The following is a 21,779-nucleotide window of genomic DNA, read 5'->3' as shown; positions in this document are numbered from 1 at the left end:
GGCCGCGGCGTACTGGATGCCCGCCTTCGCGGGCATGACAGCGTGCCTTACGGCCGCACTGGCGCCGGCGGCCCATACGCCTCGCCTTCCTTCGCCACCTTCTCCCGATCTCCCGCCAACACACGCTGCACCGACACGAAGAACACCGGCACCATCAGCAGCGCCAGGATCACCACCGCGATCATGCCGCCCATCACGACGGTGCCGAGTGATTGCTGGCTGGCGCCGCCGGCGCCGTGAGCTATCGCCATCGGCAGCACGCCGCAGATGAAGGCAAGGCCGGTCATCAGGATCGGGCGGAAGCGCAGGCGGCAGGCCTCCAGGGTGGCGTCCACCAGCGGCTTGCCTTCCTTGCGCAGATCCTTGGCGAACTCGATGATCAGGATCGCGTCTTTGGCGGCGAGGCCAATGATGGTGATGAGGCCGACGGTGAAATAGACGTCGTTGGGCAGACCGCGCAGCATCGCCGCGACCACGGCGCCGACGATGCCGAGCGGCACGGTGAGCAGCACCGCAAGCGGAATGGTCCAGCTCTCGTAGAGCGCGGCCAGACACAGGAACACCACGAACACCGACAGCGCCAGCAGGAACGGCGCCTGCGAGCCCGAGAGCTTCTCCTGCAGCGACTGGCCGGTCCACTCATAGCCGAAGCCGCGCGGTAGTTTGCCCGCAAGCTTCTCCATCTCGGCGATGGCATCGCCCGAGGTGAAGCCGGGCTTGGCTTCGCCCGAGATGCGCACCGCCGGATAATAGTTGAAGCCGGCGATCTGGGTCGGCCCGCGCGCCCATTCGATGGTAGCGAAGGAGGAGAACGGCACGAGCTGGCCGTAGGAGTTCTTGACGTTGTAGTTGAGGATGTCCTCGGTCTTCATGCGGTCGCGGCTATCGGCCTGCACCACGACGCGCTGCATGCGGCCGCGGTTCGGGAAGTCGTTGATGTAGTTCGAACCGAGATTGGTCGAGATCGTATTGTTGATGTCCTCGAAGGTGACGCCGAAGGCACCGGCCTTCTCGCGGTCGATCACGAGATTGACCACGCCGGCTTCGGGCAGGCCCTCGACATAGACCTTCTGCAATACAGAGCTCGCATTGGCGTCCGCGATCAGCTGGTCGGCGGCGCGCATCAGGGCCGGATAGCCCTTCTGGCCGCGATCCTGGAGGCGGAACGAGAAGCCGGACGAATTGCCGAGATTGTCGATCGGCGGCGGCTGCAGCGCCGAGATCTTTGCGTCGCGGATCGACGAGGACAAATCGCGGTTGATGTCGGCGACGACAGCCGCAGCCGACTCCTTCGGCCCGCGCTCCGACCAATCCTTCAGCGTGATGAAGGCCTGCGCGGTGTTCATGCCCTGGCCGGAGAAGCTGAAGCCGGTGAGAAATGTGACGTTGTCGACGCCCGGCCGCTGCGCCAGATATTTCTCGACCTTCTCGATCACGGCCTCGGTGCGGCCATAGGACGAATCCGAGGGAGTCTGCACGTCGGTGGTGACAAAACCCTGGTCATCGACGGGCAGGAAGCCGCCGGGCAGCTTGACGAAAGCCCAGGACAGGCCGGCCAGCAGCGCGACATAAACCAGCATCAAGCGGCCCGTGCGCTTCAGCGAGAAGCCGACGGTGCGCGAATAGCCTTCCTTGCCGCCTTCGAGCATGCGGTTGAACCAGCCGAACACGCCCTTCCTGGCATGGCCGTGGCCAGCCGCAACGGGCTTGAGAATCGTCGCGCACAGCGCCGGCGTCAGCGACAGCGCGAGAAACGCGGAGAAGCCGATCGCCGCGACCATGGTCACCGAGAACTGGCGGTAGATGATGCCGACCGAGCCCGGGAAGAACGCCATCGGCACGAACACCGCCATCAGCACCAGCGTGATGCCGATGATGGCGCCTGATATCTGCGACATCGCTTTCCGCGTCGCTTCCTTCGGCGGCAGGCCCTCCTCGGTCATGATGCGCTCGACGTTCTCGACCACGACGATGGCGTCGTCGACGAGGATGCCGACCGCGAGCACCATGCCGAACATCGAGAGCATGTTGATGGAGTAGCCGGCAAGCAGCAGCGTGGTACAGGCGCCCAGCAGCGCCACCGGCACCACGATGGTCGGAATGATGGTGTAGCGGATGTTCTGCAAGAACAGGAACATCACCGCGAACACCAGCACCACGGCCTCGAGCAGCGTCGTCAGCACCTTCTTGATCGAGGCCTCGACCACGGGCGTGATGTTGTAGGGAATCTCGTAGCCGATGTTGGCGGGGAAGAAGCGCGACAGCTCCTTCATCTTCTGCTCGACCGCACCCGCGGTCGCCAGCGCGTTGCCGGTCGGCGACATCAGCACGGAGAGACCGGCGGTCGGCTTGCCGTTCAGGCGGGTGTTGAACTGGTAACTGAGGCCGCCGACCTCGACGCGCGCGACATCGCGCAGCCGCACGGTTGAACCATCGGCATTGGCGCGCAGGATGATGGCACCGAATTCATCGGGCGAGGACAACTGGCCCTTGACCAGCACCAGCGCGGAGGTGCGCTGGCTTTCGGTCGACGGTTCGGCACCGACGCTGCCCGAGGCGACCTGGGCATTCTGCGCCGCAATCGCCTTGTTGACGTCGTCGGCGGTCAACCCATAGCCGACCAGTTTTGCCGGATCGACCCACACACGAAGACTGCGCTCGGTCGAATAGAGCGTGGCGCGGCCGACGCCGGGAATGCGGCGGATCTCGCCGAGCACGTTGCGGATCATGAAGTCGCCGAGGCCAACCTCGTCGAGGCTGCCGTCGGTCGAATTCAGCGTGATGATCTGGAGCACCGCGCTGGAGGCTTCCTCGATCAAGATGCCCTGCTGGATCACCGCGCGCGGCAGCCGCGCCTCGACGCGCTTGATGCGGTTCTGCACCTCGACGGAAGCAGCGCTGGTGTCGGTGCCCGGCACGAAATTGGCCGTGATCTCGACCTGGCCGAGCGAGTCGCTGGTCGATTCGAAATTGAGGATGCCGGAGGCACCGTTGAGCTCCTCCTCGATCAGCCGGGTGACGCTGTTGTAGAGGTTTTCCGGCGACGCGCCCGGATAGCTCGTCGAGATCGAAATCGAGGGCGGCGCGATGATCGGATATTGCGCGACCGGCAGCAGCGGGACCGAGATCGCGCCGATCAGACAGATGAACAGCGCGACGACCCAGGCGAAGATCGGCCTGTCGATGAAGAAGCTTGCCATGGTCGGTTACCGCGCGACCTTGAGGGCGTGCCGGTTGTCGGCGGTCGCATCCGCCTCCGACCAGGATTGTGGCTTGACCTTGTCGCCGGCGGCGAACTTCTGGAAGCCTTCGACCACGACCTTGTCGCCGGCCTTCAGGCCCTCGGTGACGAACCAGACGCCGTCCTGCACCGAGCCGGTGCGGACCGGCTGCACCGCGATGCGGTTGTCGTCCTTGACGACGAACACTTCGCTACCGCCGCCGCCATTGCGCTGAACCGCCTGCTGCGGCACGGCGATCGCGTCGGAATCCAGGCCCTGGTCGAGGCGGACGCGGACATACATGCCCGGCAGCAGCTCGCGCTTGGGATTGCGAAACTCGCCGCGCAACGTCACCTGCCCGGTATGGGCATCGACCTTGGCTTCGGAGAACAGCAGCTTGCCATCGAGCGAATAGACGGAGTTGTCGTCGAGCACGAGGCGTACCTTGACGGCATCGGCCTCGATACGATCGAGGTCGCCGCTCTCGAGGGCGCGGCGAAGCTGGTTGAGCTCGGTTACCGACTGGGTGAAGTCGGCATAGATCGGATCGAGCTGCTGCACGGTGGCAAGATTGGTCTCGTTCTGCACCACGAGCGCACCCTCGCTGACCTGCGCCGCGCCAACGACGCCGTCGATCGGCGCGCGTACGGTCGCATAATCAAGATTGAGCTTTGTGCGCGCGAGGTCGGCCTTGCGGCCCTCGACTTCAGCCTGCGCCTGGCGCTCGGCCGCGATGGTCTTCTCGTTCTCGGCTTCCGGCGCGGCGCGCTGGCTGGTGAGCGTCGCGATGCGGCGCGCCTGCTGCTGCGCCTGCATCAACGCGGCCTCGGCCTTGTCGACCGCCGCGTCATTGGCCATCACCTCGACCTCGAACGGGCGCGGATCGATGCGATAGAGCGCATCGCCTGCCTTCACCTCGCTGCCCTGGCGGAACAGCCGCTCCACCACGATGCCTGACACGCGAGGGCGCACTTCGGCGACGCGCGTCGGCGATATCCGGCCCGGCAGCTCGCGCACCACGGCGCGGGCTTGTGGCTTGACGGTGACGACGCTGACATCGGGTTCGAGGGCCTGCGCGGCGGAGACGGCGGAGCTGGATTCATTGCAAGCACCCAGCAGCGGCGCAAAGGCCGCGAGCATCACTGCAACGCATGCCGATCGCGCTCGAAGTCCTGACATGAAGTGGGGTGCCCCAAAATTGTTGAAACTGATCACACACCGCGCCACGCCCGTTCTGGGCAATTTCTGCGCGACTGATGCGATCAAAATAGAATGGACTTGCTGCGACGCAACGCATCGCGCAGGCGGCTCAATGTCACACGCCCTATCGCGCTGAGTTCAGGCCGCTTTTTGGGAGTCACCGGATTGTGAGTCGGGTTCCATCGCGGCGTTCTGCGACAGAACATCGCAAGCGGAAACATGTTTGCCAATTGAGGCGGGCCAGACCGAGTTTAGCTGGGACCGGGCGTATCGTCCTTTTTCGACGGCTGCAGGCCGGGAGAAGAAAGCCAATCGTCCATGTGGGCTGCAGTTTCGGCCTGCCGTGCTTTCATCAAGACAGCATCGCGAAGCGGTCCATAAGGCAATAACTTCGCCTCCTCCCGGAGATTTCGAGCCTCTTCGAGCAGTCGCTGTTTGAGCGTTTTTACATGTATGAAACGACGCCGCGAAAGCATGGCGCTGCTCCTTTCCATTGAGAGGAAGGCGGGAGCGCTTGCTGGCGGTCTCATCACAGATAAAAGCCACGGGTCGGGCTGTGATGGAGCATTAACGCCGGCTAAAGGGAAAGTTCTGTCCACTTGTGAACACACCCGACGCAGCGTGGAGATCGTCAGCAAAGGCCGGTCGTTTGTTGCATCGTCTTGGCCAGATCTTCTTCAGAGAACGGCTTTCTGATCATCGGAAAGCCGTCACGCCGACGCTCTCGCCCCGAGAGTTGCAGAACTTTCAACGCCGGGCGAAGACGCGTCGCGAGCTCGGCCAGCTCATGCCCATCCATGCCGGGCATGTTGATATCCGTGATCAGGACCGATATCCGATCGTGTCGCTTCAGCTGGTCCAGGGCTTCGCTGCCACTCTCAGCGCTGATGACTTCGCAGCCGAGGTCCTCGAGCATGGCCGCGACGACTTCGAGGACGCTGGCATCGTCATCCACAACCAGTACCGTGCGAGGGATCCGAGGTCCTTCCCATTCAACCTGGGATCAACGCGCACTCTTTCTGACCGTTCCGGCGGCCAGTTGACAGAGCTTCGAGCGGGCTTTCCTCGACAGACTGAACGCAGATGCGAGTGCAAGTGGCCCGACAGCGGAACTATCAGCACATTCGCGGCTTGGAGGTCGAGAGACCAGGGAGGCCAGCGCATGGCAGGTTTAAGCGAGGAAGAAATCCGCAAGCGCGCCTATGAGCTTTGGAAAGCTGCAGGCGAACCCAATGGCAAAATGGACACGCTCTGGTACGAGGCCGAAAAGGAGCTTGTAGCCGAGCGGTCCGAGCAGGGCGAGGTGCCACCCGGCATGACGGACAATTTGCCGATCTAGCGCTGTCAGAGCGGCCCGTGTGCGCTTAGCCGATGGCTGACGTGAAATCGTCGCTGCCCCAGCGACAGCTTTAGACCGAACCCGATAGGACGCGCGGTCGGAACATTGTTGTGTCCGAGATGCCACGCTGCGCATAAATTCGGTGAAGCACGTGCCCCGTCCATAAAATGCACCTTTTGGCTGCATCAGCATGCAGCGCTGGCGGGCGTAAATGGAGGGCGTGTGATGCGCGCATCATTTGCTGCACTTGGACTTTGCGTTTTGGCAAATTCGACGCTGGCCGCGGATCTGCCCGTCAAGGCACTCCCCGTTCCAGCCGTGCAAGCCGTCAATTGGACCGGTCTCTATGTCGGGGGTCATGCCGGCTATGCCTGGGGGCGCTCGGATGGCGACCTCACCTTCGACCCCGGCACTGGCCCGCTCGAGGTCTTCGATCCGTCCCATCGAAAAATCGACGCCGAGGGCTGGCTCGCGGGTGGGCAGATCGGCTTCAACTATCAGGTCAACTCACTCGTGTTCGGGCTTGAAGCCGATGCGTCGTGGACAAACCTGAAAGGTCGGGGGAGCTTCAACACCATTCCCGGCGACGTTAACTGGGCCATCGAAAACCGGCTGGATTGGTTCGGCACCGTGCGCGGCCGTGCAGGCGTCGCTGTCAGTAATGTCCTGCTCTACGGCACGGCCGGCGTTGCCTTCGGGCAGACCAGGGCGGACGAGGTGGTCACGAACGTAATTCCTTGTTGCCTGGTGACCGCGACGGCGTCGGCCCACGACAATCATATTGGCTGGACGGCAGGGGCGGGCGCCGAGTGGATGTATTCCCGAAATTGGTCCGTTAAGGCGGAATACCTCTACGTAGATTTGGGATCGGCGGGCAATCGCTTCATTGGCACGACCTTTGTCGGCACCCCGCACACGACCGACAGCTTCCCCGCCGACCTCACCTTCCACACCGTTCGTCTGGGCGTGAACTACCGCTTTTGAAGAATCGAGATGCGATGCGCGCTCGACTAATGTCGCTCGGCTTCAGCCTCTTGTTCCAACTGCAAGATGCGCGCTCGTAGCTCGTCGAAGGTTTCTTCGGCAGCCTCGCTAAACAGCGGATCGTCATGATTGATCGAGGCCGAAGCGATCTCCGTCCAATCCTGAGGCTCTAGAGCCTTGAGGGCCGCAGGAAAGAAATCACGATCCTCCATCATGATGTGACGCCGCTCGCTTTCTATGAAATCGCGAACGATGTTGTCGACATTTTGCCGCAGAATTTCACGATCCGCGAGGACACCGTCGACCGCTTGAGCGACGCGGCGCAAACGCTCGGCTCCTTTTTGATGCTCACGTGTGAGGTTACCGATCTTTGCAGCCGCAGCGGGATCGCGCAGTTTCAGCTTGGCAAAGACCAGATCTTCCTGCGGATGATGGTACAGCTCGGGATAGAGTTCGAAATAGCTGATGATCGCGCGAATGACCTCATAGTCAGGGCGATCCCCGCGATCGAAAACTTCCAGCTCGCGCTCGAGGACGGCGAGCAGTGTCTCGATATTGCGATGTTCCCGGGACAACCGCTCAATGATCATGGCAGCCTCTGATGAAGCATTGAGAAGCATCCACGTTAGCGTGAAAACATCTCAGCTTCTTGCGCTAGATCAAACCCGGGCGGAAAATGGATCGTGATTTTCGGCGCGGAATGCTTGATGAGACGCCTAACCCGCCGCCTTCATCCGATAGTGGCTGACACCCCACTCCGTTCCGTCGGCGTAACCGAACAGACCGGCGGTGGCGAGGAAGAACCAGCGCCAGCGCCGCATCCACAACGCGGTGTCCTCGCCATAGACGTTGCGCAAGGACACTTCGATCGCGTCGCGATGCGCATCGAAATTGGCGAGCCAGTCGTTGGCCGTGCGCTGATAATGCGTGCCGCTCCAGCGCCATTCCTTTTCGATCGCGAAGACGTCGGCATATTGCCTGACGAGCTGATGGCTCGGCATCACGCCGCCGGTGAAGAAGTGCTGCGCGATCCAGTCCTCGCGGTTGGCGCGGTCGAATTGGTAGGAGCCCGAGCGATGGGTGAAGATGTGCATGAAGAAGCGCCCCTCGGGCGCGAGCCATGCGTGCACGCGCGTCATCAGCTTGCGCCAATTCATCATGTGCTCGAACATCTCGACCGAGACGATGCGGTCGAACTGGCCGTCGGGCGCGAACACGTTCATGTCGGCAGTGACCACGCGCAGGTTCAGCAGTCCGCGCAGCCGCGCTTCCTCCTCGATATAGGCGCGCTGCGATTGCGAGTTCGACACCGCCGTGATCTTGGCATGCGGAAACTGCCGCGCCATCCACAGCGACAGCGAGCCCCAACCGCAGCCGAGCTCGAGGATGGTCTGGCCGTCGGCGAGAGCGGCATGTTCGGCGGTCTGGCGCAGCGCCTCCTCCTCGGCCTCCTGCAAAGTCGTCGCATCGTTGCTGTAGAAGCAGGACGAATATTTGCGGTTGGGGCCGAGCACCTGCGCAAAGAAGCTCGACGGCACTTCGTAATGCTGGCTGTTGGCGGCGTCGGTGTACTCGGCGATCGGCCGTATCATCATCCGCCCGGCGAAAGCGGCATCGTCAACGGCAGTGTGCGCGGCCAGACGCGTCGCCGTGCGCGAGCAGAGGCGCTGGATCGCGGCACGGACCACGAGGTCCGGCAGCGGCACGCGTTCGGCAGTGCCGATGATCGTGGACACGACGCTCATGCGGCCATTCCCTCTCTGGGGGGCAGGGGAAAGAACATGCTGGTTCTGGATTGATAGGCGCGGTAGCGCTCGCCGCGCGATCGCAGCATCTGCGCTTCCAGGGGCGGGATGCCGGTGACGTGGACCAGGATCCAGTACATGAAGACCGGCGCGAGCAGGCTGGCCCAACCCCACGGATATCCGATAGCAAGGCCGATCACGGGATAGGCAAGCCAGCCCAGCCATTCGAAGAAGTAGTTCGGATGGCGCGACCAGCGCCACAGCCCGACATCGCACACCTTGCCGTGGTTGGCGGGGTCGTGCCGGAAGCGGCGCAATTGCGCATCCGCCAGCGCTTCGCCCGCAATCCCGATCAGCAGGATCGCCGCACCAAGGAAATCCTGAATGCGCAAGGCGGACTCAGGGACATGCGCGGCGACGAAAATGGAAAACACCAGCGGCACCGAGCCCAGCGCCTGGTTCTGCAAAAAGACGAACATCCGCCACGGCGCGTTGAGGCCCCACTCGGCGGCAAAGGCGGCATAGCGGGGATCGTCGGTGATCCCCGCCGTGCGGATCGCGATATGCACCCCCAGCCGGACCGACCAGAGGGCAACGAGGCTGGCGACCAGCCATTGCCGCGCATTGGGTCCCTCGCCGGCCATCGGCCACAGGGCCGCACCTGCGCCGGTCAGACCGAGCGCAAAGGTCCAGATGGTATCGACCCAGCCGGAATTGCCGGTGCGCTGCTGCACCACCCAGGCGAACGCCATCAGGACCGCGAGCGATATCGCGATGGCCGCCAGTCCCCCAAGAAACATCGCCATGCAAAAATCCGACCTAAGCCAATGGAACGCCGAAGTTTTACAAAATACGTTGGTATCAAAGCGCGGTTTCAGCCCTGGGTTCCCCGCGCCGTCCCGAAATCGGCACAACCGGCGCTTTTTTTGGGCTGGCGCTGTGCCATAGTGCGCGCTGCAAGCAAGCTTCGTAACGGATGATACCGGCCATGCCGTCAGGCGCCTCGCCTCGCTCCTCCCTCGACATCGAATACACCAAGCTATCCTCGCCCAGCGTCTTCCTGGTGCGGATGCTGGTCTTCCTGGTGCTGTGCGCGCTGGTGGGCGTGGTGCTCTACAAGCAGATCATCCAGGCCTTCTTCGCCAATCCCGGGCTCAACGCCCTGATCGGCGGCGTGATGTTCATCGGCATCATCCTGGCCTTCCGCCAGGTGATCCGGCTCTATCCCGAGGTCTCCTGGGTCAACAATTTCCGGATTTCCGATCCCGGCCTGGCGCCGGCCCGGCACCCCAAGCTGCTGGCGCCGATGGCGATGATCCTGGGCGGCGAGCGCACCGGGCGGATGTCGATCACGCAGACGACCATGCGGCACCTGCTGGATTCGATCGCGACCCGCCTGGACGAGGCCCGCGACATCTCGCGCTACATGACCGGCCTGCTCGTCTTCCTCGGCCTGCTCGGCACGTTCTGGGGCCTGATCGAGACGGTCGGCTCGGTCGGCAAGGTAATCGACGGCCTCAAGGTCGGAGGCGATTCCGGCGCGCTGTTCGACACGCTGAAGGAGGGCCTCGCCGCGCCGCTCGGCGGCATGGGCATCTCGTTTTCCAGCTCGCTGTTCGGCCTCGCCGGCTCGCTGATCCTCGGCTTCCTCGATCTGCAATCGAGCCAGGCGCAGAACCGTTTCTACACCGACCTCGAAGACTGGCTCGCCACCACCGTGCGCGAATATGGCAGCGGCGAGGTCGCCGTCGCATCGAGCGGCAGCGGCGTTGCGAGCGGCGAGCTCCAGGCCGCGGTCGAGCGGCTGCGCCTCGTGCTCGAGGAAGGCACCGCCAGCCGCAGCACCACCGCGTCGATGGCCAGTCTCGCCGAAGCGATCCAGGCGCTGGTCTCGCATATGCGGACCGAGCAGCAGATGATCCGCGAATGGGCCGACGGCCAGGGCGAGCAGAACCGCGAGATCCGTCGCCTGCTGGAGCGCATCGCGCGCCAGCCTGAGAAGAGCTGAGCATCATGGCTCTAGCCCGTGGCCGCCGCACCGAAGCCGGCTTCAACTACTGGCCCGGATTCGTCGACGCGCTGTCGACGCTGGTGCTGTCGATCGTGTTCCTGCTGTCGGTGTTCCTTGTCGTGCAGTTCTTCCTGTCGCAGGAGGTCACCGGCAAGGACAAGGCGCTGGAGCAGCTCAACGCCAAGATCGCGCAGCTCAACGAGCTGCTGTCGCTGGAAAAGCTCGGCAAGCTCACGCTCGACGACCAGGTCTCGCAATTGAAGGCCGGCCTCGCCTCGGCCGAGACCGAGCGTGATCGCATCAAAGGCCTCTACGACGGGCTCGCCGCCGCCGGCAACGACGCACAAGGCAAGAGCACCGAACTCGGCAAGGCGCTGGACTCCGAGAAGTCGGTCTCGGCGCGGGCGCTCGCGCAAATCGAGGTGCTGAACCAGCAGATCAGCGCGCTACGCCGGCAATTGGCGGCGCTGGAAGAGGCGCTCGACGCCTCCGAGAAGCGCGACAAGGAATCGCAGAATCGAATTGCCGATCTCGGCTCACGCCTGAATGTCGCGCTGGCGCAGCGGGTGCAGGAATTGTCGCGCTACCGCTCGGAATTCTTCGGCCGCCTGCGCGCCATTCTCGGCAACCGCCCCGACATCCGCGTGGTCGGCGACCGCTTCGTGTTCCAGTCCGAAGTGTTTTTCGACACCGGGCAGGCGACGCTGCTGCCTGAGGGCCGCGCCGAGCTCGACACCGTCGCGAATGCGCTGATCGAGCTCGACAAGAAGATCCCGAACGAGATCGCCTGGGTGCTACGCGTCGACGGCCACACCGACGTCCGGCCGGTCAGCGGTGCGAACTTCAAGTCGAACTGGGACCTGTCCGCATCGCGCGCGATCTCGGTGGTGCAGTATTTGATCACACTCGGCGTGCCGGCCCAGCGCCTGGTCGCGGCGGGCTTCGGTGAATTCCAGCCGCTCGACACCGCCAATACCGAAGACGCCTACAAGCGCAACCGCCGCATCGAACTGAAGCTGACGGAGCGGTAGTGAGCGCCCTCCACCTCCGTCCCTACGTGGCTGCCGACGAAGCGGCCGCGATCGACCTATGGCATCGCACTTGGCAGCAGGCCTATCCGCAGATCGACTTCGCCGCGCGGCTGGAATGGTGGCGCGAACGCTGGCGCAAGGATCTGGTGCCGAAAGCTTCCATCGTCGTCACTGAGCAGGACGGCGCGCTGACCGGCTTCGTCACCATCGATAGCGAAGGCTATCTCGACCAGCTCGTGGTCGACCCCGATCACTGGGGCTCGGACGCGGCAAGGCTGCTGGTAGACGAAGCCAAGCGCCTGTCACCGACCGGCGTCACCCTGCTCGTCAACAAGGACAATTCCCGCGCCATCCGCTTCTACGAACGCAACGGCTTTGGCCATGCCGGCGACGATTTGAATCCGACCTCGGGGCGGCCGGTATTGAAGATGGCGTGGAAGCCGTAGGGCACGTCATTCCCCGCGAAGGCGGGGAATCCAGTACGCCGCGGCCTATCGATGATTCACTACCGTCACGGAGTACTGGATCGCCCGCCTTCGCGGGCGATGACACCATGAATGAGGCGCCGCCTCACGCGCCCTCGAACTGCAACCTTGCCAATCGCGCATAGAGCCCGTTCACCGCCACGAGCTCGGCATGCGTGCCCTGTTCGACGATCTTGCCCTGGTCCATCACGAGAATGCGGTCGCAGGACAAGACGGTTGCCAGCCGGTGCGCGATCACCAGCGTGGTGCGGTGGCTCATCAGCTCTTCGAGCGCGGTCTGCACCAGTGTCTCGCTTTCGGCATCGAGCGCGGAGGTGGCTTCATCGAGCAATAACAGCGGTGCATCGCGCAGGATCGCCCGGGCGATCGCGATGCGCTGGCGCTGGCCGCCGGAGAGTGTCACGCCACGCTCGCCGAGCGGGGTGTCAAAGCCTTCGGGCAGGCGGCGGATGAACTCGGTGGCATGCGCGAGCTCGGCGGCGCGCTCGACCTCGGCGTCGGTCGCGTCGGGCCGGCCGAAGCGGATGTTGTCGCGGGCGCTGGCCGCAAACACGTTCGATTCCTGCGGGACCAGCGCGATGCGGGCGCGGAAGTCGCGCGGATCGGCCGATTTCACCGGCACGCCGTCGAGCGAGATCGCGCCATTGCGCGGGTCGTAGAAGCGCAGCAGCAGATGGAAGATCGTGCTCTTGCCGGCGCCGGACGGACCAACGATCGCGACCTTCTCGCCGGGCCGCACCGTGAATGACACGGCGTCGAGCACGTTGACGTCGGGCCGCGCCGGATAAGAGAAGCTGACATGATCGAACCCGACCTCGCCGCGCGCCGGCACCGGCAGCGCGCGCGGGGAAGCGGGCGCTGCGATCTCGGGCTGCACATGCAAAATCTCGAACAGGCGCTCGGCAGCGCCGGAAGCCGCCGAAACCTCGCCCCAAACCTCGCTGAGTTGGCCGAGGCCGGCGGCCGCAAACGCCGCATAGAGCACGAACTGGCCGAGCCGGCCCGGCGTGATGGTGCCCGTGAGCACGTCATGCGAGCCGATCCAGAGGATCGCGACCACGCTTGCGAACACGATGAAGATGATGACGGCGGTGAGCACCGCACGCGCCTGCGTCGAGGTCCGCGCGGCCTCATAGGCCTGCTCGACCTCGCCGCCAAAACGCTTCGCGGCCAGCCCTTCGCTGGTATAGGCCTGCACGGTGCGGATCGCACCGATCAGCTCGCCGGCATAGGCGGACGCATCCGCAAGCGTATCCTGCGCATTGCGCGACAGACGCCGCACCCAGCGCCCGAAGGCGACCAGCGGCAGCACGATCAGGGGGATTGCGAGCAGCACGAAGCCCGACAGGCGCGGACTGGTGATCACCATCATGGCTGCCGCGCCAAAGAACATCATGAGATTGCGCAGCGCGATCGAGACGGAGGCGCCGACCGCGGATTTGATCTGGGTGGTGTCCGCGGTAAGCCGCGATACCAATTCGCCGCTGCGCGCGGAATCGAAGAAGGCCGGCGACAGCGAAAGCAGATGGGCGAAGACGTCGCTGCGCAAGTCAGTGACAATGCGCTCGCCGATCGTCATCACGAGGTAGTAGCGGGACGCGCTCGCGAGCGCGAGCACCGCGACGACCGCGATCATCACCGAGAAGTAGCTGTTGATCAGGGCGATGCCTTCCGGCGTCAGGCCGAAATCGATCATCCTGCGCACCGCGACCGGCACCAGCAGCGTGGTCAGTGCGGCGACCGTCAGCGAGACGAAGGCGAGTGCGGCGCGGCCGCGATAGCGGGCGACATAAGGCGCGAGCGCCAGCAGCGGCCGCAGCTTGGCGCGGCTCTTCGCCGGCTGCTCGAGCAGCTCGGCTTCGATCGACGCGTCTTCTACAGGCCCGGTTTCAAGCCGTTCTACTGCGCTCATGAGATCCGACCAAAAGAGGCAAAAGAGGTAAGGTGTGCTCCACATAGGCCCGCGCAGGGGGAGTGGCAAATCCGGGATGTCACTTAGGGGACCGGCCGGTTCTCCTTGCCCCACAATGGCTTGTTTTAGGGGCCCCCGTGGGTTATAGAGCCGCCAAATCCGTCATCGATCATCACTCAAGCGAGCGGCGCCGGTCGCCCTAGGAATTGTCATGAAAGCCGAGATTCATCCGAATTATCATACGATTAAGGTCGTGATGACCGACGGAACCGAGTACCTGACCCGCTCCACCTGGGGCAAGGAAGGCGACACGCTGAACCTCGACATCGACCCGAAGTCGCACCCGGCCTGGACCGGCGGCAACGCCCAGCTGATGGATCGCGGCGGCCGCGTCTCCCGCTTCCAGAAGAAGTTTTCGGGCTTCCTCAAAAAGGATTGATCCGGCCGCAAGGCTGGAGACGAAAAACGCCCCCGGGAGACCGGGGGCGTTTTTGTTTGGGGGTTCTCGTCATTGCGAGGAGCGCTTGCGACGAAGCAATCCAGACTGCCTCTGCGGAGACATTCTGGATTGCTTCGCTTCGCTCGCAATGACGGGGTTGCGCTTACCGCTCGAACGCGGCCTTCAGCGCGTTGAGATGCGGCACCAGCGGGTTGCCGATCGTGGGGTAATCGGCTGGCGGGGTGTGGATGGTGGTGTCGAGGCGGCGCACGCGGGTCTGCAGGCTCATCGAGCGATGGATCAGGTCCTGCAATTGCGACGGCAGCTTGTCGATGCTGTCGGCGGCACCGGGATCGGCGGCCGAGAGCTTGACCTTGGTCTTCTCGCGATTGGCCTGGCCCAGCGTCATCTCGCCTTCCTTGACCGCGCGATGCAGCAGCAGCCAAGAGGCAAGCTGCATCAGGCGGGTGGTGAGACGCATGCTCTCGGTGGCATAGGTGAGGCTGACGGCGCGGTCGAGCGCCTTGGCCTCGGTGCGGCCGGCGCCGTCGAGATAGGCGGCGGTCTCTTCGACCAGGTCCATGCCCTCACGGAACAGGACGCCGAACGCCGCAGAATTGGTGAACCGCTCGCTGAGTTGAACGAGAGCGCCTTCGGCTTGCAAACGTTCCATGGTTAACGCCCCTTACGCAACTGTTTACCGGTCCGGCTTAGGCGCCGGCTTATGATGAACAAATCATTGCGCGGGCCGGACCCGGAGTCCAGCGACAAGCGCGGATATGGTTTCCGCGGGTCTTTCCTCGAAGTTCAACTGGAAAGAAACGCAAAAAAAGAGCCGCCGGAAAACCGGCGGCTTTGAAAGTTGATAACAGGGAGGCGTCAAACAGAGTGGACAGGAGCCACTCGGTGTCCAAACGAGGACAGTTCCAGTCATAAACTCGAAAGCTTAATTAGGAGTAAACGAACGATTTTTTTGAGGATTCGTTAGCCATGTCGGCCGCTGGCTGAGTGCATTGCGGAACGGTCTCGGTGCAGGCGCGGCAGGCAAGGACTTGCCCCTCATCGTGAGGAGCGCGCTCTTCGCGCGCGTCTCTGGATGATGCTTTGCATCGCCGGGTGAACCATGAAGGCCCCGCTGTCGCCCGCCCTACGACTTGAAGACGCTGTTGGCCGCATCGCGCGAGGCGCGCTTCCTGGTGGCGGCTTCCTCGAGCCTTACAATCTCGGTCTTGAGCAGGGCGACGCGTTCGGTCAGTTCCTCGACCGACAAAAGCGAGAGGTCCTGTCCGATCTCATGGCTGATTTTCTTGCGCGGGCGGTCGTCGTCTTCCGTCGCCATCGTGGTTCCTCCATGCGTTGAAGCGGTTGCCAGCTTGAACCGCGCTGGCTAAGCAAAGGCCTCGTTCCATCCCGCACCTTTGCTCAAGGACACATCATGGACAAGCTGCCCGCGCAAATGACCGTGGTCGCCATTTCCAAGCCCGGTGGACCGGAGGTGCTGGTGCCGGAACAACGTGCCGTTCCGCAGCCCGGTCCCGACGAGATCCTGGTCAAGGTGCAAGCGGCCGGCGTGAACCGGCCCGACGTCGCGCAGCGCTCCGGCGCCTATCCGCCGCCGCCCGGCGCCAGCGACCTGCCGGGCCTCGAGATCGCGGGCGAAGTGGTTGCCGTCGGCAGCAATGCCAAGCGGCACAAGATCGGCGACAAGGTGATGTCGCTCGTCGCCGGTGGCGGCTATGCGCAGTACTGCATCGCGCAAGACGCCCAGGCGATGAGCGTGCCGCCCGCGTTGTCGATCACGGAAGCCGGCGCGCTGCCGGAAACCCTGATGACGGTCTGGCACAATGTGTTCGAGCGCGGCGGCCTCAAGGCCGGCGAGACGCTGCTGATCCACGGCGGCTCCTCCGGCATCGGCACCATGGCGATCCAGCTTGCGAAAGCGTTCGGTGCAAAGGTGTTCGTCACTGTCGGCTCGCAGGACAAGATCGATGCCTGCCTCAAGCTCGGGGCGGACCGCGCCATCAACTACAAGACCGAAGACTTCGTCGCCGTGGTCAAGGAAGAGACCAACAAGGCCGGCGTCAATCTGATCCTCGACATGGTGGCCGGCGACTATGTCGACCGCAATTACGACGCCGCCGCGGTCGACGGCCGGATCGTGCAGATCGCGACCCTCAACGGCCCCAAGATCAGCGTCAACATCGCCAAGGTGATGGTGAAGCGGTTGACCCATACCGGCTCGACGCTGCGCCCCCGTAGTAATGCGGACAAGGCGGCGATGGTGGCCGCGATCGAGGCCAAAGTGATGCCGCTGCTGCGCGAAGGCCGCGTCAAACCCCTGATGGACAGCGCTTTCCCGCTGGAAAAGGCATCCGATGCGCACCGCCGCATGGAGACCTCAGCACATATTGGCAAAATTGTGTTGGAGGTCTAGGCCTCTGGCCCACCCGGCAAGGCGGAAACCCTTTGATTTTCCTCGCTTTCGTGGCATCTATCGCGATGTGCCGAACCACTTCCGTCCGGCCTGAAATCGCCATTGCGTGCCAGCCTTGCACGCCAAGTTTGCGTCGAACGCGGAGAACTGACCTTGCGTCTGATCAGGTGCCTCGCGCCCATCGCGCTGGGCCTCATGATTCTTGTCGCCGCGTCGCCAGCACGCGCGCTTGACGCTGTCAGCGTCCGCGGCGATGCGCCCGCGATCGACCTCACCGGCGTGCTCGAGCACCAGCGCAGCGACGCCGACCGCATCCAGGTCTCCACCGCGCCCGGCACCGACGGCATTGTCCGCCGCATCGAGGTGCGCGCCCGCGAGGGCGGCCAGAACTGGATCGTGTTCGCGCTCGCCAACAACACTGACGACCAGCTCGACCGCCTGATCGTCGCCCCGCATTACCGCATCGTCTCCTCGGGGCTGTTGTGGCCCGACCTCGGACTGTCGCGCATCGCGACCATCACACCGTCGACCGGCGACCGGCCGGAGCGGCAGGAAAGCCCGACCGCCGACGTGTTCCGCATCACGCTCGACCCCGGCGCCGTCATCACCTTCGTCGCGGAACTGCGTACCGACAAGCTGCCCCAGCTCTATCTGTGGGAACCGGAAGCCTACAAGGACAAGGTCAACTCCTTCACGCTCTACCAGGGCATCGTGATCGGCATCTCGGGCCTGCTTGCGCTGGTGCTGACCATTCTGTTCGTGGTCAAGGGCAGCATCATGTTCCCGGCGGCCGCGGCGCTGGCCTGGGCGGTGCTGGTATATATCGGCGTCGATTTCGGCTTCTGGGGCAAGGTGCTCGACATGTCGAACAACGCCGAGCGCATCTGGCGCGCGGCGGGTGAAGCGATTTTGGCGGCGACGCTGCTGGTGTTCCTGTTCGCCTATCTCAACCTCAGTCGATGGCACGTGCGCTATTCGCACATCACTGTGGGCTGGCTGGCCTTCCTCGGCTCGCTGGTGGCGCTGGCTCTGTTCGACCCGGCAGTGGCCTCCGGCATCGCGCGCATATCGCTGGTGCTGATCGCCTTCGCCGGCTTCGCGCTGATCGTCTATCTCTCCACCCACGGCTTCGACCGCGCGGTGCTCTTGATCCCGACATGGTTCCTGCTGGTTATCTGGGTGATCGCGGCCGGCATGACGGTGGCGGGCTCCGTCACCAACGACATCGTCGGCCCGGCGCTGCTCGGCGGCCTCGTGCTGATCGTGATGCTGATCGGCTTCACGGTCATGCAGCACGCCTTTGCCGGTGGCGGCGCCACCACGGGCGTCGTCTCGGACATCGAGCGACGGGCGCTGGCGCTGGCCGGCTCCGGCGATTTGATCTGGGACTGGGACGTTTCCGCAGACAAGGTTTTCACCAGCCCCGAGACCGAAGCCCTGCTCGGCCTCAAGCGCGGCACGCTGGAAGGCCCGGCCGCGTCGTGGCTCGAGGTGCTGCATCCGCTCGACCAGGACCGTTTCCGCGCAGCGCTCGACAGCGTCCTCGACCAGCGCCGCGGGCGCCTGGTGCAGGATTTCCGCCTGCGTACCCCGGACGGCCATTTCATGTGGTTCGCGCTGAAGGCGCGCCCGGTGGTCGGCTCCGACGGCGAGGTCTCGCGCGTGGTCGGCACGCTCACCGACGTCACTGAGCTGCGCAACGCCGAGGAACGCCTGTTGCACGATTCCGTGCATGACAATCTGACCGGCCTGCCCAACCGCAAGCTGTTCATGGACCGGTTAGGTGCTGTCGCGCATTTCGCCAAGACCATGCCGACGCTACGGCCGACGCTGATGGTGATCGACCTCGACCGCTTCAAGCAGGTCAACGATTCCGTCGGCATCGCGGTCGGCGACTCCATCCTGCTGACGCTCGCCCGCCGCCTTACCCGCATCCTGAAGCCGCAGGACACGCTGGCGCGGCTCGCCGGTGACCAGTTCGGCCTGATCCTGCTCTCGGAGCAGGACCCCGCCCGCATCACCGCGTTTGCCGAGACCATCCGCAAGACCATCCGCGCGCCGATCGCCTTCAACGACCGTGAGATCTTCCTGACCGCCTCGATCGGCCTCGCCCTGTCTGATCCGCAGGTTCAGCTCACTGATGAGATCATCAAGGACGCCGAGCTTGCGATGTACCATTCCAAGCGCATCGGCGGCGACCGCATCGACGTCTACAAGTCGGCGATGCGCGCCCGGAAGACCGACCGCCTGACGCTGGAAAGCGAATTGCGCCGCGCCATCGAGCGTCAGGAGCTCACCATCCTGTATCAGCCGATCGTGCGGCTGGAGGATCGTTCGGTCGCCGGCTTCGAGGCGCTGGTGCGCTGGGATCATCCGAAGCTCGGGCGCATGGCGCCGTCGGAATTCATCACCATTGCGGAAGAGACCGGGCTGATCATCGACCTCGGCATGTTCGTGCTCGACCAGACCGCAAAGCAGCTCTCGATCTGGCAGCGCGCGATGCGCTCGCGCGAGCCGATCTTCGCATCCGTCAACGTCTCCTCGCGGCAGTTGCTGCGCCATGACCTGATCCACGACATCCGCACCGTGCTGTCGCGCTCGTCGGTGGCGCGCGGCACGCTGAAGCTGGAATTGACGGAATCGCTGGTGATGGAGAATCCGGAGCATGCAGCGCAGATGCTGACGCGGATCCGCGAACTCGGCACAGGGCTGTCGCTCGACGATTTCGGCACCGGCCACTCCTCGCTGGCCTATCTGCAGCGCTTCCCGTTCGACACCATCAAGATCGACCAGTCGTTCGTGCGCACCACCAACCGCGGCACGCGGCCCGTGATCCTGAAGTCGATCATCGCGCTCGCGCATGATCTCGGTATGGACGTGGTGGCGGAAGGCGCCGAGACCGATTCCGACGCGGTCGAGCTCTACCAGCTGGGCTGCGAATACGCGCAGGGCTTTGCCTTCGGCGAGCCCATGGACGCGGACGCGGCGATGCGGTTGCTCACGGAAGTGCGGCTGGAAGCGGCAAGCTAGTCGCTCTTTGCCGCCACGCGCCGCCGGTCACTCTTCTGCTTCGTGAACCGCACGGTCTGGCCGTCCGGCATCCGCGTGGCCTTGAAACCCGCGGCGAGGCAGGCTTCGCGCTGCGGCATCTGGATATCCGGGCTGCGCGAGGTGTCCCACCAGGAGGCACGATTCGCCGCGCGCGGCAGGGCCGCGCCGATGATCTCCTCGATCTCTTCAAAGCTCAGCACAAATTCCGCCTGCTTGTGCCGCAGCAGGTAATCGCGCAACGCGTCGTAGTCGGTCACCGTCGTCCTCTATCCATTTGTCCGCAGCCTCATCTGCCCAAAAGCGAGGCTGGCGGAAACCAATTCTTAACTCATTGCGGCAGCGCCGTCCCGGCTTAAACACTACGCAAGATTTCAGGCGCATCCACTAATGTCGGGAGCAAGCGATGCTGTCTGGATGGCGCGAAGTCAGGGCCCGCCGGCCTTGGCGGATTTCGGCGAAACTGCTGATCATCTCGTCCGTCGTGACGGTGATCGGCTTTTCCGCCATTTGCGTCAACGTCATGCTGGACATGCGTCGCGGCGAGGAGGCGCTGGCGCGCCAGACGCTGGAAAACCTGGCCACGACGATCGAGGCCGACGTCAGCCGCAATATCGAGATCTACGACCTGTCCCTGAAGGCGGTCGTCAACAATATGCTGCTGCCGGAGATCGCCGCGGTCTCCAAGCCGATCCGTCACCTCATCCTGTTCGATCATGCGACCACGGCCCGGCATTTCGGCGCCATCCAGGTGTTCGATGCCGACGGCAGATTGACCATCGACGCCTCCACGCTCGATCCCCAGCCTGAGAACCGCGGCGACGAGGAGTATTTCAGGGTTCATCGTGACAACCCCGACGTCGGACTGTTCATCAGCCGCCCGATGCTGTTCCGCGGCGCCTATTCGATCGTGCTGAGCCGTCGCATCAGCGATACCGACGGCGGCTTCATGGGCGTGGTCGCCGGCTCGATCCGCTTCAGCTATTTCCACGAGTTGTTCGAACGGCTGAGCCTCGATCCCGAGGACACCATCACCGTGCTCAAGCGCGACCGCACCATCATGATGCGGCGACCATTCGATCTCGACGTGATCGGCAGGAACCTCGGCGACCAGGAGGTCTGGAAGCCCGACAACCTGAAGGCGGGCGGCTCGTTTGCCGGACAGGGACCGATCGACGGCACGCCGCGGCTCTATGTCCGCAGCAGCGGGACCAATCCGCTGTTCGTGGTGGCCGGAAAGCCGCTCGGCTCCGTGTTCGCGCTGTGGCAGAGGGAGGCGCTCCGCATCGGCGCCGTGGTCCTGGCGCTCGCCCTGTTCGTGCTGGGGTCGGCGATCGTGCTCGCCCGCGAGATCGGCCGGCGCGCCGAGGCCGAAGGCAGGCTCGAGGAGATGGCGACGACGGACGCGCTGACGGGCCTGCGCAACCGCCGCAAGTTCGACAATGTCATCGACATCGAGTGGCGGCGCGCCATGCGCCAGAAAACGCAAGTCGCGCTGCTGATGATCGATGCCGATCATTTCAAGGCCTATAACGACACCTTCGGCCACCAGGCCGGCGACCAGGTGCTGGTCGGCATCGCCATCTGCATTTCCGATTCCGTGCGCCGCGCCGGTGATTGCCCCGCGCGCTATGGCGGCGAGGAATTCGCCGTGCTGCTGCCGAACACTTCGGTCACCGAAGCCTTTGAGGTCGCCGAGACGATCCGCGGCAAGGTCCAGGGCTGGTCCGACGGCGGGGCGGGATCGACCGTCTCCTGCGGCATCGCCAGCCTCACGCCCACCGCCGGCATGGATTGGGCCGTTCTGGTCGCCGCCGCCGACAAGGCGCTCTACGCCGCAAAAGCCGGCGGCCGCAACCAGTCCGTGGTCGCAAGCATGCAGAAGCTGTCGCTGGTGGCGTGAGCGGCTCTCTCCCCGTTATTGCGAGCG

At 64.1% G+C, this 21,779-nt stretch carries 21 protein-coding genes; 10 read left to right on the top strand and 11 right to left on the bottom strand.

The window, feature by feature from the left end; all coding sequences use genetic code 11:
- Positions 1-47: 47 nt before the first annotated feature.
- The 4 genes from ACPPVR_RS06875 to ACPPVR_RS06860 form a co-directional block, all read right to left on the bottom strand.
- Positions 48-3,200: a multidrug efflux RND transporter permease subunit gene (locus ACPPVR_RS06875; protein WP_426613486.1), complete on the bottom strand. Its 3,153-nt coding sequence runs from the start codon at positions 3,198-3,200 to the stop codon at positions 48-50.
- A 6-nt stretch (positions 3,201-3,206) separates the two neighbouring features.
- Positions 3,207-4,400 carry an efflux RND transporter periplasmic adaptor subunit gene (locus tag ACPPVR_RS06870; RefSeq protein WP_426613485.1) on the bottom strand — a complete coding sequence of 398 codons (1,194 nt, stop codon included), beginning with the start codon at positions 4,398-4,400 and terminating at the stop codon, positions 3,207-3,209.
- A gap of 272 nt (positions 4,401-4,672) precedes the next feature.
- Complete coding sequence (locus ACPPVR_RS06865; RefSeq protein ID WP_426613484.1) at positions 4,673-4,897, bottom strand: hypothetical protein; 225 nt, start codon at positions 4,895-4,897, stop codon at positions 4,673-4,675.
- Positions 4,898-5,052: 155 nt separating this feature from the next.
- Entirely contained in the window at positions 5,053-5,376 is a 324-nt protein-coding gene (locus tag ACPPVR_RS06860; protein WP_426613483.1) for a response regulator, read from the bottom strand.
- 207 nt (positions 5,377-5,583) lie between these two features.
- Here ACPPVR_RS06860 and ACPPVR_RS06855 point away from each other — a divergent pair, with 207 nt between their 5' ends.
- Entirely contained in the window at positions 5,584-5,760 is a 177-nt protein-coding gene (locus ACPPVR_RS06855) for a DUF2934 domain-containing protein (RefSeq protein ID WP_426613482.1), read from the top strand.
- A gap of 225 nt (positions 5,761-5,985) precedes the next feature.
- The gene (locus ACPPVR_RS06850) at positions 5,986-6,744 is read left to right on the top strand and encodes an outer membrane protein (RefSeq protein WP_426613481.1); all 759 of its coding nucleotides are present in this window, start codon (positions 5,986-5,988) and stop codon (positions 6,742-6,744) included.
- Positions 6,745-6,770: 26 nt separating this feature from the next.
- On the opposite strand, the gene ACPPVR_RS06845 is transcribed toward ACPPVR_RS06850, so the two are convergent.
- The 3 genes from ACPPVR_RS06845 to ACPPVR_RS06835 form a co-directional block, all read right to left on the bottom strand.
- Positions 6,771-7,334 carry a hemerythrin domain-containing protein gene (locus tag ACPPVR_RS06845; protein ID WP_426613480.1) on the bottom strand — a complete coding sequence of 188 codons (564 nt, stop codon included), beginning with the start codon at positions 7,332-7,334 and terminating at the stop codon, positions 6,771-6,773.
- Between the two features lie 126 nt (positions 7,335-7,460).
- Positions 7,461-8,489 carry an SAM-dependent methyltransferase gene (locus tag ACPPVR_RS06840; RefSeq protein ID WP_426613479.1) on the bottom strand — a complete coding sequence of 343 codons (1,029 nt, stop codon included), beginning with the start codon at positions 8,487-8,489 and terminating at the stop codon, positions 7,461-7,463.
- Positions 8,486-9,295, bottom strand: coding sequence for a DUF1295 domain-containing protein (locus ACPPVR_RS06835; RefSeq protein WP_426613478.1), 810 nt, complete (start codon positions 9,293-9,295; stop codon positions 8,486-8,488). The genes ACPPVR_RS06840 and ACPPVR_RS06835 overlap by 4 nt, the downstream gene beginning before the upstream one ends.
- Before the next feature lie 182 nt (positions 9,296-9,477).
- Between ACPPVR_RS06835 and ACPPVR_RS06830 the strand changes: the two genes are divergently transcribed.
- The 3 genes from ACPPVR_RS06830 to ACPPVR_RS06820 are packed head-to-tail and all read left to right on the top strand — an operon-like array spanning position 9,478 to position 11,977.
- Positions 9,478-10,497 (top strand): flagellar motor protein MotA, encoded by a 1,020-nt coding sequence (locus tag ACPPVR_RS06830; protein WP_426613477.1) that lies wholly within the window; start codon positions 9,478-9,480, stop codon positions 10,495-10,497.
- Positions 10,498-10,502: 5 nt separating this feature from the next.
- Positions 10,503-11,531, top strand: coding sequence for a peptidoglycan -binding protein (locus ACPPVR_RS06825; RefSeq protein ID WP_426613476.1), 1,029 nt, complete (start codon positions 10,503-10,505; stop codon positions 11,529-11,531).
- Complete coding sequence (locus ACPPVR_RS06820) at positions 11,531-11,977, top strand: GNAT family N-acetyltransferase (protein WP_426613475.1); 447 nt, start codon at positions 11,531-11,533, stop codon at positions 11,975-11,977. The genes ACPPVR_RS06825 and ACPPVR_RS06820 overlap by 1 nt, the downstream gene beginning before the upstream one ends.
- Before the next feature lie 124 nt (positions 11,978-12,101).
- Here the strand turns inward: ACPPVR_RS06820 and ACPPVR_RS06815 are convergent, their stop codons facing one another.
- Positions 12,102-13,928: an ABC transporter ATP-binding protein/permease gene (locus tag ACPPVR_RS06815; protein ID WP_426613474.1), complete on the bottom strand. Its 1,827-nt coding sequence runs from the start codon at positions 13,926-13,928 to the stop codon at positions 12,102-12,104.
- A gap of 211 nt (positions 13,929-14,139) precedes the next feature.
- Here ACPPVR_RS06815 and rpmE point away from each other — a divergent pair, with 211 nt between their 5' ends.
- Positions 14,140-14,367, top strand: a complete 228-nt coding sequence (gene rpmE, locus ACPPVR_RS06810) for a 50S ribosomal protein L31 (protein ID WP_007599895.1) — start codon at positions 14,140-14,142, stop codon at positions 14,365-14,367.
- A 163-nt stretch (positions 14,368-14,530) separates the two neighbouring features.
- Here the strand turns inward: rpmE and ACPPVR_RS06805 are convergent, their stop codons facing one another.
- Positions 14,531-15,040, bottom strand: coding sequence for a DUF1465 family protein (locus ACPPVR_RS06805; protein ID WP_426613473.1), 510 nt, complete (start codon positions 15,038-15,040; stop codon positions 14,531-14,533).
- A gap of 51 nt (positions 15,041-15,091) precedes the next feature.
- Between ACPPVR_RS06805 and ACPPVR_RS06800 the strand changes: the two genes are divergently transcribed.
- Positions 15,092-15,226, top strand: a complete 135-nt coding sequence (locus tag ACPPVR_RS06800; protein ID WP_426613472.1) for a hypothetical protein — start codon at positions 15,092-15,094, stop codon at positions 15,224-15,226.
- 288 nt (positions 15,227-15,514) lie between these two features.
- Here ACPPVR_RS06800 and ACPPVR_RS06795 read toward each other — a convergent pair whose 3' ends face one another.
- Entirely contained in the window at positions 15,515-15,706 is a 192-nt protein-coding gene (locus ACPPVR_RS06795; protein ID WP_426613471.1) for a DUF1192 domain-containing protein, read from the bottom strand.
- 96 nt (positions 15,707-15,802) lie between these two features.
- On the opposite strand from ACPPVR_RS06795, the gene ACPPVR_RS06790 reads away from it, so the two are divergent.
- The gene (locus tag ACPPVR_RS06790; RefSeq protein ID WP_426613470.1) at positions 15,803-16,801 is read left to right on the top strand and encodes an NAD(P)H-quinone oxidoreductase; all 999 of its coding nucleotides are present in this window, start codon (positions 15,803-15,805) and stop codon (positions 16,799-16,801) included.
- 153 nt (positions 16,802-16,954) lie between these two features.
- A complete protein-coding gene (locus ACPPVR_RS06785; protein WP_426613469.1) occupies positions 16,955-19,831 on the top strand; it encodes an EAL domain-containing protein in 2,877 nt (958 codons plus the stop codon).
- Here ACPPVR_RS06785 and ACPPVR_RS06780 read toward each other — a convergent pair.
- A complete protein-coding gene (locus ACPPVR_RS06780; protein WP_426613468.1) occupies positions 19,828-20,109 on the bottom strand; it encodes a DUF7662 domain-containing protein in 282 nt (93 codons plus the stop codon). The two genes, ACPPVR_RS06785 and ACPPVR_RS06780, sit on opposite strands and share 4 nt — an antisense overlap.
- A gap of 146 nt (positions 20,110-20,255) precedes the next feature.
- Here ACPPVR_RS06780 and ACPPVR_RS06775 point away from each other — a divergent pair, with 146 nt between their 5' ends.
- Positions 20,256-21,752 (top strand): diguanylate cyclase, encoded by a 1,497-nt coding sequence (locus ACPPVR_RS06775; protein WP_426613467.1) that lies wholly within the window; start codon positions 20,256-20,258, stop codon positions 21,750-21,752.
- Positions 21,753-21,779: the final 27 nt, after the last annotated feature.

Origin of the sequence: Bradyrhizobium sp. McL0616 (genome assembly GCF_049993385.1) — a bacterium.
Classification (GTDB): domain Bacteria; phylum Pseudomonadota; class Alphaproteobacteria; order Rhizobiales; family Xanthobacteraceae; genus Bradyrhizobium.
Note: the sequence above shows the minus strand (reverse complement) of the source record. Positions and strands in the feature narration are given on the sequence as shown.